Here is a 15838-nt window from a genome sequence, read left to right on the forward strand (position 1 = left end):
CCGTCTGGCGGCGGTCAGCTTCTTGCGAGATAGCGATTGAACTTGCGGTCCGCGGCGGAGAAAGCGAGCCGTATGCCGTTGGTGATGCACCAGTAGATCGCGGCGGCCGTGATCAGGGGTGTGAACGGGTCGTAGGTGTAGTCGAAGACGGTATTGGCGGCGGCAGTCAGGTCCACCAGGGTGATCGCGCTGACCGCCGCGGTGCTCTTCACCATGATCAGCAGTTCATTCTGGTATGCCCGCAACACATAGCGCGCGGCCAGCGGCAGGCGCAGCCGGAACAGGATCTGGCGCGGCTTCAGGCCCAGCGTCGCGGCCGCCTCTATCGCGCCCCGCGGCACCGCCGCCAGGCCGCCGCGCAGGATTTCCGCCATGAAGCCGGAGTGCGTCAGCGCCAGGCCTATCCATGCGCAGACGTAGGCGTTGGAGAACAGGTTCCAGAGGAAGGTCTCGCGCACGATGGGGAATTGCGGCAACCCGCTGTAGATGAGGTAAAGCAGCACCAGGCTGGGCACCCCGCGGAAGAAGCCGATATAGGCGGCGGCGAGGACGGAGCGCGGACCGGGCTTGAAGCGCGCCAGCGCGATGGGCAGGGCCAGCAGCAGCCCGAACACGAGCACCGGCAGCAGCACCGCGAACGTCGTGGCGGTGCCCGCCAGCAGCTTGGGCAGGCTGTCCCACGCAACCTGTGGATCAAATTGCATGGGAGGCCCCCTTGGCCACGACAGGATGGAAGCCCCTGCCCGTCCACTGTTCCACGTGCCGGGCCACGTAATAGGTCAGCCATGTCATCGCCAGGAAGAAGGCGGACGCCAGCATGTAGTAGATGAAGGGCTCCTTGGTGACGCCGGACGCCAGCTTGGCGTAGGCCATGATTTCCTTCAGGCCGATCAGGGAGACCAGGGCCGTGTCCTTCAGGACCACGATCCACATATTGGTCATGCCCGGCAGCGCCAGGCGCAGCATCTGGGGAAGAATGATGCGCAGCCAGATCGTCGACCGGGGGATGAGCAATACCCGCGCCGCCTCGAATTGCCCGTGCGGAACGTTCTGGATGGCGCTGCGAATCAGGTCCGCGAGATACGCGCCGTACACCATGCCCAGGGCGGCGACCGCCGCCATGAAGGGCGTGACCTCGATACGCCTGCCGACACCGAAAGGCGCAAGGACGCTGTCCAGCATCGCCGATCCGCCGTAATAGAAAAGAAAGGCGACGAGCAGCGACGGCACGCCGGTGAATATGGACGCATAGGGCACCCAGACGAGCCTGGCCAGCAGGCGCGGACGCAGCGTGGCCAAGGCAAAGGCGGTGCCGATCGCGAGCGCCAACAGGTAGGCGCACACGGCGACCTGTATCGTCGTGAGGGCGCCCATTCCCAGTTGCTGCACGAATCCCATCGAAGGCATGGTGGCAGTCCTCGTGGCCCGCCTTACTTGCAGGCGGCTTCTTCCGGCAGCAGCGCCACGGTCATGTACTTCGTGCGCAGCCTGGTGAAGGTGCAATCTCGTATGAGGGTGTCCAGCGCCGCATTCATGCGGTTCAACAGGTCCGCGCTGTCCTTGCGCGCGATCCAGCTCGATCCCGCTTCGCCGCCGCCTGTCCACAGGTCGCCGCCGGCGAACTTCCAGCCCTTGCCCTCGGGCTTGGAAAGGAACTCGTTGGTCCAGCTGATTTTCGGTCCCAGGCTCATGTCCAGGCGGCCGTTGGCCAAGTCCAGCCGGATCTGGTCCGGGTTGTCATAGAACACGATCTGGACGGCATCCCCGAACTGCTCCGCCACATACTTGGCTTGCGCGGACCCGCGTTGCAGGCCGATGCGCACGCCTTTCAGGCCCGCCTTCGTGAATTCATAGCTCTTGCCGGCCGGGATGACGTAGGAGTCGGGGTTGAACAGCACGGGCCGGCCGAAGAGTACTTTCTCCTTGCGCTCCGGCAGCGGCTTGGTCTGGCTGACCACGGCGTCCAGCTTCTTCTGCAACAGGGCGGGTATCAGCCCCTTGAAGTCCATTACGACGATCTCGCAGTCGGCATTCATCCGTTTGCACATTTCCCGCGCCAGGTCGGGTTCGAAACCGGTAAGGCGGCCTGACGGATCAACCATGCTGAATGGCGGATAGCTGCCCTCGTTGCCGAGCACCAGCTTTTCGGCGTGCGCCGGCGCGAGGCCGCCACCCAGGAGCGCGGCGCCCGCGAGCGCAACGGTCGAAACGGCATGTTGGATCTTCATTTTTTATTCCCCTTGCCTTGTGTAGCGGTCATCGATGTACGGTGACCTGCCGTGCTCACGCCATCGCGGCGGTCGACAGCCTGCCATTGAAAAGTTCGCCATAGCCCGGCTTGGCGCCTGCCGCGCCGGTCAGTTCCAGGCAGTGCCAGAACGAGGCCTGGATCGCGGAGATGACCGGTTTGCCGAGCGCCCTTTCCAGGGCCTCGATCGCGCCCACGGTCCTGAAGTTGGTGCATGAGACGAAGATGGCGGTCGCATCCGGGTGGTCGACGGACAGGACGTGGTCGTAGACCTGTTCCAGGGAGACCTCGGCCAGGGCGTGGTCGTCGGAAATGCCCAGGTGGGCACTCTTGACGACCTCGTGGCCGTTCTCTTCCAGGAAGCGTATCGCACGCTCATGGATTTCAGGAAGGTAGGGCGTGGCCAGCGCCACCTTGCCGGCCCCTACCTTTTTCAGCGCCGCCAGCGTCGCCGTGGACGCCGTGGTGATCATGGGACCCGGCACCCATTGCCGGAGCTTGTCGATGAGGGCATGGTCGTAGGCCGTGCCATGCAGGAAGGACGCGCTGGTGCCGCCAAAAAGCAGGACATCGATGGGCGCCGCGCCGGCCAGTCGTGCCGCCTGTTCCAGCTCGGGGGCATTCATCATTTCCTCGATGCCCTGGACCGTCACCTTGGGCAGCTTGATGCGCGCCGTGTGGGTCGAGACGCCAGGCGCCGACATGGCCCACATTTCTTCCTCCATGACCACGCTGGAGGCGATGTAGATCAGGCCGATGCGCGCCAGGTCGCCGGAGCCGTCATAACGAAACTTTGGATAAGGCTTGCCCGCGGGCGAGGGACTCGATAGGGTGTTCACGCAGCGGCTCCATAGGATGGGGGTCTGGCTTGCGGGCTGCCTTGCCTTGAGGTGCGATAGTTTCTCCACGCCAAGGAGGCTGCGTCAACGCAAGCCAATGATGAGAGAGTCCACCTAAGGCACCAAGTCGCCTTTTCCTTATGGGTGGATAGAATTTCCTGATGGCTGGGGCATGGCGACGCGCGGCGCCGATCGCCTCGGAATTTCCGAGACAGGACACCGGAAAAAACAAATAGGCGCGCGCGGGGCTTGGCCCGACCATCAGTGGGCGTTCAGCGGGCCTTGGTCACGCCACGACATGTCACGCGGACTTGGGCCTCCGGATAAACCCTAGTTTTTCGACGAGCCATGAAACACACCCGCATACGCACCTTCAATACCAAAGTGACCTACCCCGAGCAGAACCTGGACAACGACCTGTGCCAGGCGGTGGTCGCCCGCGGTCGCACCGTCTTTCTCCGCGGCCAGATAGGCCAGAACCTGGATACCTCCGAGAGCGTCTGCATCGGCGACGTGGCGGGGCAGACGGAGCAGGCCATGAAGAACATCGCCACCCTGCTCCAGGAAGCCGGCGGCGAACTGGAGCATGTCTGCAAGATCACGATCTACATCATCGATCCCCGTTACCGCGAGCCGGTGTACCGCGTGGTCGGCAAATGGCTCAAGGGTGTTTTCCCCGTCTCCACGGGGATCGTAGTCTCGGCGCTGGCGCGCCCGGAGTGGCTGGTGGAGATCGATGCGACTGCGGTTATTCCTGATTGACTTGATCCGAGGCCTTGGTAATGACCTTCTCCATCATTGCGCGTTGCCCGGCGTCGGGGCAGTTCGGCGCGGCGGTATCGTCCTCCTCCCCGGCCGTCGCCGCGCGTTGCATACGCGCCCGTGCGCGCGTCGGCGCCGCGGTCAGCCAGAACATCACCGACCCGGCCCTGGGGCCGGCCATCCTGGATGCGATGGCGGCTGGCCGGACGCCGGCGCAGGCGCTGGCGTCCCTGTCGGATCGTCCCCACATCAGCTATCGGCAGCTGATGGCGCTGGATGCCAGCCATGCGCCGGCGGTATTCACCGGATCGGATGCCTTGGGCCGTCTGGCCAGCGCGCAAGGAGAGCATGCCAGCTGCGCCGGCAACATGCTGGCCACCCTGGATGTGCCCGCGGCGATGTTGTCCGCCTTCGAACGGGCGCAAGGGTCGCTGGCCGAGCGCCTGATGCAAGCGCTGCTGGCCGGCCAGGCGGCGGGCGGCGAGGAGGGGCCGGTGCACTCCGCCGGCCTGCTGGTGTATGGCGACCTGGACTGGCCCATCGTCGACCTGCGCATGGACTGGGTGGAGTCCTGCCCGGTGGAAACCCTGTACGAGGCGTGGAAGGTCTACGAGCCCCAGGTCCAGGACTACATCACGCGCGCGGCCGATCCCAGGGCGGCGCCCAGCTTCGGCGTGCCCGGCAATCCGTGACTGCCGGGCGCCGGTCCGACGTGAGAGAAAACCCGGGGAGCGCGGCGCCCCATGGGGCGTCCATAGTGGATACACTTTTGCACCATGACGCCGGCGAAAAAGGCCGCCGGCGCCAGGCTACGACGGAGATTTCCGCAAGGGATCGCCCTCGGTCCACCGGCGCCCTGCAAGATACTGTTTCCTCCTCCCGGACTATGCTTAATCGCATCTCGCTGCGACAGATGGAGTACTTCGTCGCCACGGCCAAGCACGGCAGTATCGCCGCCGCCTCCGCCCAGATCCACATATCGGCGCCTTCGATCTCGGCGGCCATCGCCCACGTCGAGACCGAGCTCGACGTGCAGTTGTTCGTGCGCCATCCGTCCAAGGGTCTCGCGCTGACGGTCCTGGGGCAGCAGGTGATGCGGGAGTGCGAGGACCTGCTGGAGCGGGCGTCGCGGCTCTATGAGATCGCGTCGCTGTCCAGCAATACCATCCAGGGCACGCTGCGCGTCGGCTGCTTTCAATCGCTCGCGGCGATGATCGCGCCGGAAGTCATCTTCGGCTTTTCGCGCGCGTTCGAGAAGATCGACCTCCATATGGTGGAGGGCGACCAGCAGCTGCTCATCGAGAAGCTGCATACCCTGGATATCGACATCGCCCTGACGTACGACCTGCGTCTGGGCGACGAGATCGAGTTCGAAACGCTGGCGCGCCTGCCGCCCCACGTGATCGTCAGCGAGCTGCACCCCTTGTCCCAGCAGATCGCCGTGACCCTGGAAGAACTGGCCAAGCTGCCGATGGTGCTGCTCGACCTGCCATTGAGCCGGGACTATTTCATGTCCCTGTTCGCGAAGCACGGCCTGGAGCCGAACATCGTCGCCCGCTCCCGTTCCGAGGACGTGGTTCGTTCCATGGTCGCCAACGGCATAGGCTACGCCCTGTTCAACGTGCGCCCCAAGTCGACGCAATCGCTGGACGGCAAGCGGCTGGTGCGCTTGCGCCTGGTGGGCGAGCATCGGCCCATGCTGCTGGGGCTCACCACCTACAAGCCCATGAAGCCCTCGCGGCTGACGGAAGTCTTCATGCAGCGTTGCCGCGCGTATATTTCGGATCAGTACATACCTGGCATGAGCGCGGGCAGCTTTTTCGATCCTTATGTGCCCGCGGACGACGCGGCCAACCCACCCGGATAACATGTCTTCATCGCTACCCGACAACAGTCTTTCCCTGTTGCGCGAGCTGCTCGCGTTTCCCTCCGTCACGCTGACGCCCAACAAGGGCCTGATAGACCGCGTGCAGGCCATCCTGGCGGAGGCCGGCATCGAGTCCATGGTCGTCGCCGACCCCGAGGACGAACGCCGCTGCAATCTGTTCGCGACGGTCGGACCCCAGGGCATTCCCGGCATCGTGCTTTCGGGCCATACGGATGTCGTGCCGGTCGAGGGCCAGCCATGGACGGTCCCTCCTTTCGCCGCGACCGAGCGCGACGGCCGCATCTACGGACGCGGCAGCGCGGACATGAAAGGCTACGTCGCCTGCGCCGTCATGGCCATGGTCCGCGCCAGCCGCCTGCCCCTGCGGCGGCCGCTGCACCTGGCCTTGTCCTTCGACGAGGAAATCGGCTGCGTGGGCGTGCGGCACCTCATCCACGCGTTGGCGCAGCTGCGGCCCGCGCCCATGCTGTGCGTGGTGGGCGAACCCACGCTGATGAAGATCGGCACCGGCCACAAGGGGAAGGCCGCCTATCGCGCGCTGTGTTGCGGGCAGGCCGGGCATTCCGGGCTGGCGCCGCGCTTCGTCAATGCGATACACACGGCCGCCGACCTGGTATCGGCCTTGCGCGATGCGCAGCGGGAGCTGGCCGGCCACGGTCCTCGCGAGGAAGGCTATGCGGTGCCCTACACGACGGTGCATGCCGGGACGATCAAGGGCGGCAGCGCGCTGAACATCGTGCCGGCGCAATGCGAGGTCGATTTCGAGATACGCAATGTCGCGCAGGACGATCCGGCGCGCATCCTGGACAGGGTGCTGGAACTCACGCGGGCGCGCATGCGCGAGTCCCAGGCCCTGCCGGATGCCGAGGCGCCCAGCGTTTCCCTGGTCAATGCCTATCCCGGCCTGGCGACCGCGGACGACGCGCCCGGCGTTCGCCTGCTTGCGTCGTGGCTGCCCGCGGGCACCGGCTTGACCAAGGTCGCCTTCGGTACGGAAGGCGGATTGTTCCAGCGGCAATGGAAGGAAACCGCCGTCCTGGTCTGCGGCCCCGGTAGCATCGAGGTCGCGCACAAGGCCGACGAATATGTGGAGATTTCCCAGATCGACGCTTGCGACGCGATGCTCGAAAAGCTGACCGCCTACCTGACGCTCGCCGCGCAATAGCGCAATAGCGCAATAGGGCAATAGGGCAATAGGGCGATGACAGGGCGGCTGGTCCCGGCCCGACGGCGCTTGCACGCCGGGTCAGCGGAGGAGCGGCTTACGAGGCGATGCGTGAGGACGCCCAGGCCTGGGGCAGGCCCTCGGTCAACGTGGCGACGAATTTCCGGGTGCGCGTGTCCGCCGGCTGCGTGAAGATGGCGGCGGCGGAGTTCGCTTCGACCACCACGCCGTTCTCCAGGAAGACCACGCGCTGCGCGATGCTGGCGGCCAGCCGCAGGTCGTGGGTGGCCATGAGCATGGTCATGCCTTCGGCGGCAAGCCGGCGCAGGACGTCGACGACCTCGGCGGCCAGGCCCGGGTCCAGGGCCGAAGTGGGTTCGTCGCACAGCAGCACGCGGGGCGAAGGGGCCAGCGCGCGGGCGATCGCTACGCGCTGCTGCTGGCCGCCCGACAGCGTCGCCGGCCAGGCGTCGGCTTTCTGCAGCATGCCGACCTTGTCCAGCAGTTCGCGGGCACGTTCAGCGGCCCGCTCGCGTGGCCAGCGCTGCACCGTGACCAGGCCTTCCATCACGTTTTCCAGGACATTGCGATGCGGAAACAGCTGGAAGTTCTGGAAGACCATGCCGGTCTGCCGGCGGACGCGCTGGATGTCGTCGAAGGGCACGCGGGCGCCGGGCGCGAACGACAGCCGCGCGTCGCCCAGCTCCAGGTCGCCCGATTCCGGAATCTCCAGCAGGTTCACGCAGCGCAGCAGCGTGCTCTTGCCGCTACCCGACGGCCCGATCAGCGCCGTGACGCTGCCTTCGGGCGCATCGACGCTGACGTCCTTCAGTACGTGCAGCGTGCCGAAATGCTTGCCGATGTGGGACAGGCGGATCATTGCGTCTTCCCGGCGAACGCGGCGTGGCGGCCGAAACGCTTCTCCAGCCGCACCTGCGCTGACGAGAGCACGCTGCTGAAGGCCAGGTAGATCAAGGCGGCCTCGGTATAGAGAATCAGCGGCTCGTACGTAACCGCGGCGATCCGTTGCGCCGCCTGGAAGATCTCCGGCACGGTCAGCACGGCCGCCAGGGACGTGTCCTTGACCAGCGCGATGAAGGAATTGGAAAGCGGCGGCACCGATACCCGCGCGGCCTGGGGCAGGATCGTCCGGCGGATGGCCTGCCAGCGCGTCATGCTCAGCGAATAAGCCGCTTCCCACTGGCCCTTGGGGAGGGATTCAATCGCGCCGCGGATGACTTCGGAGTTATAGGCGCCGACATTCAGCGTGAAGCCGATCAGCGCGGCGGGCAGGGGATCCAGCACGATGCCCGCATTGGGAAGCCCATAGAAAATCACGAACAGCTGCACCAGCAGGGGCGTGCCACGGATCAGCCATACGTAGAAGCGGACGATAGCGACCGCGGGCGCGGGCCCGAACAGGCGTATCAACGCCACGACGAAGGCCAGCAGCAGGCCCGCGGCGAACGAGATCAGCGCCAAGGGGACCGTGAATTCCAGCCCCGCCAGCAGCAGGGGCCAGAACGAGTCCGCCATCAGGTGCAGCCAGGCCGGCACGCGCGGACTCCCTATTGCGTCGAAACGTCGGTGCCGAAATACTGCACGGAAATTTTCTTGTACGTCCCGTCCGCCTTGATGTCGGCGAGCGCCTTGTCGATGGCGGCCACCAGCTCGGGATTACCCTTGCGCACCAGCACGCCCGACTCGCTGAATTCCGCCGTCTTGTCGCTTGCCACGATCTTCACCGGGGCGTTCGGCTTCTGCTTCTTGAAATCCAGGAAGGACAGGTTGTCGTTGATGGTGGCGTCGACGCGGCCGGACAGCAGCAGGTCGATGGACTCGTTGAAGCCTTGCACGGGGACCACCTGCGCGCCGTACTTCTGGGCGAGCTTGCCGAAATTGCTGGTCAGCGTATTCGCCGAACGCTTGCCCTTCAGGTCATCGAACGATTTGATGGACGTGTTGCTGTCCCGGACGATCAGCACCGCCTGCGACGCGATATACGGGCGGGAGAAATCGTACTTCGCCTTGCGCGCGTCGGTGATGCCGACCTGGTTGATGACCGCGTCGTAGCGCCCCACGTCCAGGCCGGCGATCAGCCCGTCCCATTTGCCTTCGACAAACTCGGCCTTCACGCCCAGCCGTTGCGCGATGGCCCGCCCGATATCCACATCGAATCCCGTCAGTCCCGAGGCGCCGTGGAAGCTGAAGGGCGCATACGTGCCCTCGGTGCCGATGCGCATGACGCCGGTCGACTTGATCTTGGCCAGGTCGTCCTGGGCGTGCGCCACGCCGGTCCCCATGCCGCCCAGCAGGCCGGCCAGCACTATCGCAAGAATGCGCTTCATCAGAGTCTCCCCAGGGAAATGAAAACAGGGACGGTAAGATATGCCGGAAATCGCAACCTATTCTGAGCAGTCGAGCTATTTTTCCACAAAGCATAGGGCGGCGTAACAATATGCCGGCCGTTCATAGACGCATCCTAACCCCAACTTGCCGAGGACTCCATGCACATCCCGAAATTGCCGATGGCCGCCGCAATCGCCGCGTTGTCCCTGTCCGGCGCCGCCCTGGCCGAGCCCGTGACGTACCAGCTGGATCCCGATCACACCTATCCCAGCTTCGAAGCGGACCATTTCGGCGGGGCGTCGATCTGGCGCGGCAAGTTCGACAAAACCCGCGGCACGGTCGTGCTCGATGCGCAGGCGGGCACGGGTAGCGTCGAGGTGACCGTGGACCTGTCGTCCGTGAACACCGGCCATGCCAAGCTGGACGAGGAGCTGCGCAGCGGCCAGTTCTTCGACGTGCGGAAATATCCCGTCGCCACCTATAAAAGCACCCAGGTGCATTTCAAGGACGGCAAGCCCGTGCAGGTGGACGGCGCGTTTACCCTGCACGGCGTGACGCGGCCGTTGACCCTGCAACTGCTGTCGTTCAAGTGCTACCAGAATCCCATCGCCAAGAAAGAGGTGTGCGGCACGGAGGCGACCGCCACGTTCGACCGGGATGACTACGGCGTGTCGTCCGGCAAGGAGTACGGGTTTTTCATGAAGACGACGCTGCATATCCAGGCTGAAGGCGTCCGCCAGTAGGCGGGGACGGGCGGGTAGCGTAGCCAAGCGCCATGAATTCCGACGACCTGGCGGTCTTTGCCCTCGTCGCCGAGACGGGCAGTTTTTCCAGCGCCGCGCTGGCGTGGGGCGTGGACGCGTCCAGCGTCAGCCGGCGCATGACCCAGCTGGAAAAGACGCTGGGCGTGCGGCTGTTCCACCGCACCGGCCGGGGCGTATCGGTCACGGCCCAGGGCGCGGCCCTGCAGACCTATGCGGTGCAGGTCAGGGACACGCTGGCGGCCGCGCAGGCGGCCATATCGGCCCATGCCGGCCTGGGGCCGCCGCGCATCAACATCGCGGCGCAGCCCACCATCGCCCGCACGGTGTTCGGCGACCTGTACCACGTCCTGCGCAAGCGCTTCCCGCACAGCCGGCTGCACTTCACCGAGGGCTTGGCCAGCGCGCTGCTGGCGGACCTGCAGGCGGGCGTTTCCGACGTTGCCGTCCTCTACCGGCCGGAGCACGCCGGCAGCATGCTCTACGAGCCCCTGCTGCACGAAAGACTGTATCTGGTGACGCCGGTCAACTATCCGATGACCCAGGCCCGCGTTGACGAGCACGGCCTGGATGGCGTGCCCATGATCCTGCCCAGCACGCACCATGGCCTGCGCATGTTCGTCGAGGCCATGGCCGCGCGGCGGGGCTACAAGGTCCAGCTGGCCCTGGAAAGCGACAGTTCCACGGCCATCACCGCCACGCTGGTGCACAAGGGCTGCGGCTGCACGGTACTGCCGCTGGCGTCCGTGGCGGACGATATCGCCCTGGGACGCCTGCGGGGCTTCCCCCTGCCCGGCGACGACGCGGAACGCTGCATCTGCCTGGTGCTGGGCCGTACGGAACAGGAACCGTCGACCTTGTGGTCATTCAGCAGCGCCATCCGCGAGGTCGTGACCGGGCTGGTGGCCAGCGGGGCCTGGCCCGGCGCGCGCCTCAGCCCTGGGCCAGGCGGGCCGTCGGCGTGATCTGCAGCGGATCGGTGACCAGTTCCAGCAGGGCCGGGCGGCCCGAGGCGCGGGCCCGCTCGAAGGCGGCGGGAAACTCGCTTTCGTGCTCGATGCGCTCCGCATAGGCGCCGAAGGACTGGGCGAAGACCTGGAAGTCCGGATTTTGCAGGGCCGTGCCGGAGATGCGGCCGGGGTACTCGCGCTCCTGGTGCATGCGTATGGTGCCCAGCATGCCGTTGTTCACCACCACCACGATGACGGCCGCGCCGAACTGCGCCGCGGTGGCGAGTTCCTGCGGGTACATCATGAAGCAGCCATCGCCCGCGAAACAGACGACCGTGCTGTCGGGGCGCGCCAGCTTGGCGGCGATGGCGGCCGGCAGGCCGTAGCCCATCGCGCCGTTGGTGGGCGCCAGCTCCGTGCCCAACTGCTTGTAGCGGAAGTAGCGGTGTACCCACACCGTATAGTTGCCCGCGCCGTTGGTGACGATGGCGTCGTCGGGCAGCGTGTCGGACAGGTGCGCGACCACGGACGACAGTTCGACGCCCCGCTGCTCGGCGCCGCGGGAGAGCGGGGCGTTGTGCGCTTCGTACGCCGCGCGGGCGGCTACCGTCCAGGCATCCCAGGCCCGCGCGCCCGGGGCCGCCGGCAGCGCGGCGAAAGCCGCTGCCGCTTGCGCGACGGCGGCGTTGACCGGCAGGTCCGCGCGGTAGACACGGCCCAGCTCTTCCGGATCCGCGTGCACGTGCACCAGCCGCTGTGCCGGCTGCGGGCTGCGCACGAGTTCATAGGCGCCCGACGTGACCTCGGACAACCGGCTGCCCAGTACGATCAGCAGGTCGGCCTCGTCTACCGTCTTCGCCAGCGCGGGCGAGATGCCCAGTCCCAACTGGCCCACGTAGTGTCCGTCGCGGTTGTCCAGCACGTCCTGGCGGCGGAACGAGGCCGCCACGGGCAGGTTGTGCGCCGTGGCGAAGCGGCGCAGATCGGCCTGCGCCTGCGCCGTCCATCCGGTGCCGCCCACGATGACCAGCGGTCGCTGCGCCTGCGCCAGCAGCGTTGCCAGTTCCTGGGCGGCATGCGGCTCGGGCGCGGCCTCGGCGACCCGTACCGGGGCGACGTCGGCCACGTCGGCGGTGCCGAACAGGACATCTTCCGGCAGGGCCACCACGACCGGGCCCTTGCGCCCGGACATGGCCACGGCGAACGCCCGGCTGACGATTTCCGGAATGCGCTCGATGTGCTCGATTTCGGTGGCCCATTTGGCCAGGCCGCCGAACATCTGGCGGTAATCGACTTCCTGGAAGCCTTCGCGTTCCTTGGCCTCGGATGCCACCTGGCCGACGAACAGGATCATGGGCGTCGAATCCTGGCGCGCGGTGTGCACGCCATTGGCGGCATGGGTGGCGCCGGGGCCGCGCGTGACGAAGGCGATGCCGGGGCGGCCGGTCACCTTGCCATGGGCGTCCGCCATGTTCGACGCCGCGCCTTCGTGGCGCGTGACGATGGTGCGTATGCTGTCATGGCCCGCCAGGGCGTCCAGCACGGGCAGGTAGCTTTCGCCCGGCACGCAGTAGACGGTATCCACCTGGTTGCGGCGCAGGGCTTCGACGAGGATCTGGCCGCCGTTGCGGGCAGCCGGTTTTTCGGTAGGGGTCATGGAGGGCTCTGGAAACTCGCACGCCGCGCGGAGCGCGCGGCGTGCAGGGCTGGGTATGGCGCGATGGCGCGGGCCGGGTGCGGCTTAGTCCAGCGTCAGGTTCAGGCTGGGCGCCAGCTTGGACCAGCGGCTGGATTCTTCATCGATGAAGGACGCGAACGTGGCCGGATCGGTGCCGACGAATTCCGAACCGGTCTCTTCCATGATGCGCTTGAAATCGGGCGTCTTCATGAAGTCCAGGGTGGTCTTGTTCAGCTTTTCGGCGATGTCGGACGGCAGGTTGGCGGGCGCGAACAGGCCATACCACGCATAGGATTCGAAGCCCTTGTAGCCCGACTCGTCAACGGTAGGCACGTCCGGCAACTGCGGCGAGCGATGCTTGCCGGTGACCGCGATGGCCTTGGCCTTGCCGCTCTTGATCATGGGCACGACGGCGATGGTGCTGTCGACCAGCATGGCGACATGGCCGCCCACGAGATCGGTGATGGCCGGCGCCGAGCCCTTGTAGGGAATATGGACCATCCGCAGGTCGGCGGTGCGCTTGAACAGCTCGCCGGTCATGTGCTGCGTGGTGCCGTTGCCGGCCGACGCCCAGGAGAAGTTGCCCTTCTGGTCGTGGATGTAGTCCACCAGCTCCTTCAGGTTGTTCACCGGCACCGACGGATTGACCACGATCACCTGAGGCACGCGCAGCAGGTTGGTGATGGGCATCAGGTCCTTCCTGGCGTCGAAGGGCATGTTCTTGAACAGGTACTGGTTGATGACCAGCGGGCCGCTGGCCGTGATCAGCAGGGTATTGCCGTCCGGCTTGGCGCGCGCCACCATGCCCGTGCCGATATTGCCACTGGCGCCCGCCCGGTTATCGATGACGAAGGCCTGGTTCAGGGTTTCGGACAGGTACTTGGACAGCGGCCGCGCCGCGATGTCCGAAGGGCCGCCGGCGGGCCACGGAACGATGACGGTGACTGGCTTGTCGGGCCAGGCCTGGGCCGGGGCGGGCAAGGCGCCCATCGCGGCGGCGCCGAGAATGGCGGCGCAGGCGCTCCATTGCCGCAGCCGTGCCGATATCGTTGAAATTGCCATGCTTGCTGGTCTCCTGATGCAGCGGAGTGGAATACTCCGGTGGTCCCGGCGGATCTTGGGAATAATTATTCTGGGTAATTATTTTTAAGCGCCGAAGTATCTCAGACCGACCGTGCGCCCGGCAGGAACCGGGCGCAGACCTGCTTTTCGCTAAACGCATGGCAGCGGGCCGGCGCCCGCCGTTTCAACCCGCGATGTCCGCGCGGTTCAATAGCGGCCTGTCCTCGATCCAGCGATCCAGGTTGGACAGGAATATTTCCGCGATGCGGGCGTGGCGGCCCCGGGTGTCGCCGGCGCTATGCGGGGATAGCAGGACATTGGGCAGGTCCCAAAGGGGGGAGTCCTTGGGCAGGGGCTCGACCTCGAACACGTCCAGGTACGCCGCCTCGATGCGGCCTTGCCGCAGCGCGTCGATCAGGTCCCCTTCGTTCGCGACGCCGCCGCGCGCGACGTTGATGAAGGAGGCATGGGGCTGGAAGCGCGCGAACAGGCTGGCGTTGAAGATTCCCCGGGTTTGGGCGGTCAGCGGGCAGGTGGCCACCACCCAGTCCGCCGTGCCCACGGCCGCCTCCAGGTCCTGGATGGTGCCCATTTCATCGTAGGGGTCCGCGCAGGCCGTGACCTGGCGACGCAGGCCATGCGTGCGCATGCCCAGGCCCTTGCACATGCGCGCCAGGTGCGTGCCGATCTGGCCGGCGCCGACGATCAATACCTTTTCGCCCCGCAACTCGCGGGGCTCGGGGTCGCCGGACCGCAGGTTCAGCCAGGCATGGTCGTGCTTTCCCTGCACCCACAGCGGCAGGCGGCGCGAGAGGGCCAGCAGCCCGGTCAATGCCGTCAGCGCCACGGTTTCGCCGGCCGCCCCCGTCGCCGTGGTCAGCACCACGCCGCGCCTTGCCAGTTCCTGGTAGATGGGGCGGTCGACGCCGGACGACGGCACCTGCAGCCATGCCAGGTTGCCGGCGCGCCGCAAGACCTCGCAAAACAGCGCCATGGCCGGATCGTGCCGGTCGACGGTCGAACCGCCCAGCACGTCGCTGGACAGGAACGCGATGCGTATGTCGTCAAGCTCGGCGGCGGGCGCGTGGGCCATTTCGTCGAGGTGCCTGATCCGCCAGGGCGGTTGGAACCATGGTCGCGCCTCTATCGCCTTCCGATAGGTCTCGGCCACGTGCTTCGACGTAAGAATGGTCGTCATCTGGCTCTTCGCTATTCGTTGTTCGTGGTGGGGATGCCCCCGGAGACCCTGGCGATCCACGGTACTGCCGTGGAGCAGGCGTCCTGTTGGCCATCCCCGGCCCTCAATCGCGGAAGGATGGATCGATCCGGTCCAGCATGCGCAACAGCGCCGGCCACTCCAGGATGCCATAGGGCTTTTGCTTGCCCGGCGCGTCGGCGCTCGGTTGCAGGCGCAACTGGTCGTTGGTCTTCTGTATGACGGCCTTTTGCGGGATGATAAGCGGGCTGTTGCAGGACATGGCCTTGATCTGCGTGCGGCACGCGCGTTCGATGCGATAAATGTTGTTGAACGCCTGTTGCACGGTCCGTCCTATGGCCAGCAGCCCGTGGTTGCGCAATATCATGACCTCGGCGTCGCCGAGATCGCGCACCAGGCGCTCGCGCTCGTCTTCGTCGACCGCCACGCCTTCGTAGTCGTGGTAGGCCACCTTGCCGAAACGCATGGCGGTTTGCGTGATCGGCAGCAGGCCGCATTCCAGGGCCGATACCGCCATGCCGTCGGGCGTATGCGTGTGCAGGACGCAATCCACGTCATGCAGCGCGCCGTGGATGGCGCTATGGATCACGTAGCCGGCCCGGTTGATGGAGTATTCCTCCCACGGGTTGTAGAGGATGTTGCCGTCGATATCCACCTTGAGCAGCGACGAGGCGGTGATCTCCGAATACATCATGCCGAAGGGATTGATGAGGAAGGTGCCCTCTTCGTCCGGAACGCGCAGGGAAATATGGTTGTAGACCATATCGCACATATCGTAGTGGTCGACGAGGCGATAGCAGGCAGCCAGGTTCACGCGCGCGGCCCATTCCTTTTCGCTGAACTGGGCGGGTCTTTGCGCGGATTTGCCGGCGGGCATGGTGGTTGGTCGCATGGCGGTAGTCTCCTGTTGGATGGGCGTC

Annotated in this window: 17 protein-coding genes; 6 read left to right on the top strand and 11 right to left on the bottom strand. The window is 66.1% G+C overall.

Translation table 11 applies throughout. From position 1 onward, the window contains the following. Nucleotides 1–14: 14 nt before the first annotated feature. Genes C7R54_RS12000 through C7R54_RS12015 form a run of 4 tightly spaced genes read right to left on the bottom strand, consistent with a single transcriptional unit; the run spans nt 15 to nt 3087 of the window. A complete protein-coding gene (locus tag C7R54_RS12000) occupies nt 15–704 on the bottom strand; it encodes an ABC transporter permease (RefSeq protein ID WP_129150670.1) in 690 nt (229 codons plus the stop codon). Beyond that, a complete protein-coding gene (locus C7R54_RS12005; RefSeq protein WP_129150671.1) occupies nt 694–1407 on the bottom strand; it encodes an ABC transporter permease in 714 nt (237 codons plus the stop codon). The genes C7R54_RS12000 and C7R54_RS12005 overlap by 11 nt, the downstream gene beginning before the upstream one ends. Nucleotides 1408–1430: 23 nt before the next feature. After that, a complete protein-coding gene (locus C7R54_RS12010; protein ID WP_129150672.1) occupies nt 1431–2228 on the bottom strand; it encodes a transporter substrate-binding domain-containing protein in 798 nt (265 codons plus the stop codon). Between the two features lie 55 nt (nt 2229–2283). After that, on the bottom strand, nt 2284–3087 hold the full coding sequence (locus tag C7R54_RS12015; RefSeq protein ID WP_129150673.1) for a maleate cis-trans isomerase family protein: 804 nt from the start codon (nt 3085–3087) through the stop codon (nt 2284–2286). 348 nt (nt 3088–3435) lie between these two features. Here C7R54_RS12015 and C7R54_RS12020 point away from each other — a divergent pair, with 348 nt between their 5' ends. The 4 genes from C7R54_RS12020 to argE all read left to right on the top strand — a co-directional run bounded on the left by C7R54_RS12020 (nt 3436) and on the right by argE (nt 6902). After that, nucleotides 3436–3849, top strand: a complete 414-nt coding sequence (locus tag C7R54_RS12020) for a RidA family protein (RefSeq protein ID WP_129150674.1) — start codon at nt 3436–3438, stop codon at nt 3847–3849. A 20-nt stretch (nt 3850–3869) separates the two neighbouring features. Beyond that, on the top strand, nt 3870–4541 hold the full coding sequence (locus tag C7R54_RS12025) for a DUF1028 domain-containing protein (protein ID WP_129150675.1): 672 nt from the start codon (nt 3870–3872) through the stop codon (nt 4539–4541). Between the two features lie 194 nt (nt 4542–4735). Further along, nucleotides 4736–5716: a LysR substrate-binding domain-containing protein gene (locus tag C7R54_RS12030; protein WP_129150676.1), complete on the top strand. Its 981-nt coding sequence runs from the start codon at nt 4736–4738 to the stop codon at nt 5714–5716. Nucleotide 5717: 1 nt separating this feature from the next. Continuing rightward, nucleotides 5718–6902, top strand: coding sequence for an acetylornithine deacetylase (argE, locus tag C7R54_RS12035; RefSeq protein WP_129150677.1), 1185 nt, complete (start codon nt 5718–5720; stop codon nt 6900–6902). Nucleotides 6903–6999: 97 nt separating this feature from the next. On the opposite strand, the gene C7R54_RS12040 is transcribed toward argE, so the two are convergent. The 3 genes from C7R54_RS12040 to C7R54_RS12050 are packed head-to-tail and all read right to left on the bottom strand — an operon-like array spanning nt 7000 to nt 9250. Further along, entirely contained in the window at nt 7000–7782 is a 783-nt protein-coding gene (locus tag C7R54_RS12040; RefSeq protein ID WP_129150678.1) for an amino acid ABC transporter ATP-binding protein, read from the bottom strand. After that, nucleotides 7779–8459 carry an amino acid ABC transporter permease gene (locus tag C7R54_RS12045; RefSeq protein ID WP_129150679.1) on the bottom strand — a complete coding sequence of 227 codons (681 nt, stop codon included), beginning with the start codon at nt 8457–8459 and terminating at the stop codon, nt 7779–7781. Before C7R54_RS12045 ends, C7R54_RS12040 begins: the two co-directional genes overlap by 4 nt. 11 nt (nt 8460–8470) lie before the next feature. After that, complete coding sequence (locus C7R54_RS12050; RefSeq protein WP_129150680.1) at nt 8471–9250, bottom strand: amino acid ABC transporter substrate-binding protein; 780 nt, start codon at nt 9248–9250, stop codon at nt 8471–8473. A 159-nt stretch (nt 9251–9409) separates the two neighbouring features. On the opposite strand from C7R54_RS12050, the gene C7R54_RS12055 reads away from it, so the two are divergent. Beyond that, nucleotides 9410–9994, top strand: a complete 585-nt coding sequence (locus tag C7R54_RS12055; protein ID WP_129150681.1) for a YceI family protein — start codon at nt 9410–9412, stop codon at nt 9992–9994. 32 nt (nt 9995–10026) lie between these two features. Next, on the top strand, nt 10027–10977 hold the full coding sequence (locus C7R54_RS12060; protein WP_129150682.1) for a LysR family transcriptional regulator: 951 nt from the start codon (nt 10027–10029) through the stop codon (nt 10975–10977). Here C7R54_RS12060 and C7R54_RS12065 read toward each other — a convergent pair. The 4 genes from C7R54_RS12065 to C7R54_RS12080 all read right to left on the bottom strand — a co-directional run bounded on the left by C7R54_RS12065 (nt 10946) and on the right by C7R54_RS12080 (nt 15810). Next, the gene (locus C7R54_RS12065; protein WP_129150683.1) at nt 10946–12619 is read right to left on the bottom strand and encodes a thiamine pyrophosphate-binding protein; all 1674 of its coding nucleotides are present in this window, start codon (nt 12617–12619) and stop codon (nt 10946–10948) included. The genes C7R54_RS12060 and C7R54_RS12065 overlap by 32 nt on opposite strands. 84 nt (nt 12620–12703) lie before the next feature. Then, on the bottom strand, nt 12704–13702 hold the full coding sequence (locus C7R54_RS12070) for a Bug family tripartite tricarboxylate transporter substrate binding protein (protein ID WP_129150684.1): 999 nt from the start codon (nt 13700–13702) through the stop codon (nt 12704–12706). A 184-nt stretch (nt 13703–13886) separates the two neighbouring features. Then, on the bottom strand, nt 13887–14900 hold the full coding sequence (locus tag C7R54_RS12075; RefSeq protein ID WP_158021194.1) for a D-2-hydroxyacid dehydrogenase: 1014 nt from the start codon (nt 14898–14900) through the stop codon (nt 13887–13889). Between the two features lie 103 nt (nt 14901–15003). After that, a complete protein-coding gene (locus C7R54_RS12080) occupies nt 15004–15810 on the bottom strand; it encodes a class II aldolase/adducin family protein (RefSeq protein WP_240039495.1) in 807 nt (268 codons plus the stop codon). Between the last annotated feature and the right edge of the window lie 28 nt (nt 15811–15838).

It is taken from the genome of Achromobacter aloeverae (genome assembly GCF_004121055.1).
Lineage (GTDB): Bacteria > Pseudomonadota > Gammaproteobacteria > Burkholderiales > Burkholderiaceae_B > Bordetella_C > Bordetella_C aloeverae.

Excerpts from the sequence above, each read along its gene's own strand:
- C7R54_RS12025 (WP_129150675.1), top strand. The coding sequence starts at position 3,870 with ATGACCTTCTCCATCATTGCGCGTTGCCCGGCGTCGGGGCAGTTCGGC.
- C7R54_RS12080 (WP_240039495.1), bottom strand. The coding sequence starts at position 15,810 with ATGCGACCAACCACCATGCCCGCCGGCAAATCCGCGCAAAGACCCGCC.
- C7R54_RS12070 (WP_129150684.1), bottom strand. The coding sequence starts at position 13,702 with ATGGCAATTTCAACGATATCGGCACGGCTGCGGCAATGGAGCGCCTGC.
- C7R54_RS12040 (WP_129150678.1), bottom strand. The coding sequence starts at position 7,782 with ATGATCCGCCTGTCCCACATCGGCAAGCATTTCGGCACGCTGCACGTA.
- argE (WP_129150677.1), top strand. The coding sequence starts at position 5,718 with ATGTCTTCATCGCTACCCGACAACAGTCTTTCCCTGTTGCGCGAGCTG.
- C7R54_RS12075 (WP_158021194.1), bottom strand. The coding sequence starts at position 14,900 with ATGACGACCATTCTTACGTCGAAGCACGTGGCCGAGACCTATCGGAAG.
- C7R54_RS12060 (WP_129150682.1), top strand. The coding sequence starts at position 10,027 with ATGAATTCCGACGACCTGGCGGTCTTTGCCCTCGTCGCCGAGACGGGC.
- C7R54_RS12010 (WP_129150672.1), bottom strand. The coding sequence starts at position 2,228 with ATGAAGATCCAACATGCCGTTTCGACCGTTGCGCTCGCGGGCGCCGCG.
- C7R54_RS12050 (WP_129150680.1), bottom strand. The coding sequence starts at position 9,250 with ATGAAGCGCATTCTTGCGATAGTGCTGGCCGGCCTGCTGGGCGGCATG.
- C7R54_RS12030 (WP_129150676.1), top strand. The coding sequence starts at position 4,736 with ATGCTTAATCGCATCTCGCTGCGACAGATGGAGTACTTCGTCGCCACG.
- C7R54_RS12005 (WP_129150671.1), bottom strand. The coding sequence starts at position 1,407 with ATGCCTTCGATGGGATTCGTGCAGCAACTGGGAATGGGCGCCCTCACG.
- C7R54_RS12000 (WP_129150670.1), bottom strand. The coding sequence starts at position 704 with ATGCAATTTGATCCACAGGTTGCGTGGGACAGCCTGCCCAAGCTGCTG.
- C7R54_RS12020 (WP_129150674.1), top strand. The coding sequence starts at position 3,436 with ATGAAACACACCCGCATACGCACCTTCAATACCAAAGTGACCTACCCC.
- C7R54_RS12055 (WP_129150681.1), top strand. The coding sequence starts at position 9,410 with ATGCACATCCCGAAATTGCCGATGGCCGCCGCAATCGCCGCGTTGTCC.
- C7R54_RS12065 (WP_129150683.1), bottom strand. The coding sequence starts at position 12,619 with ATGACCCCTACCGAAAAACCGGCTGCCCGCAACGGCGGCCAGATCCTC.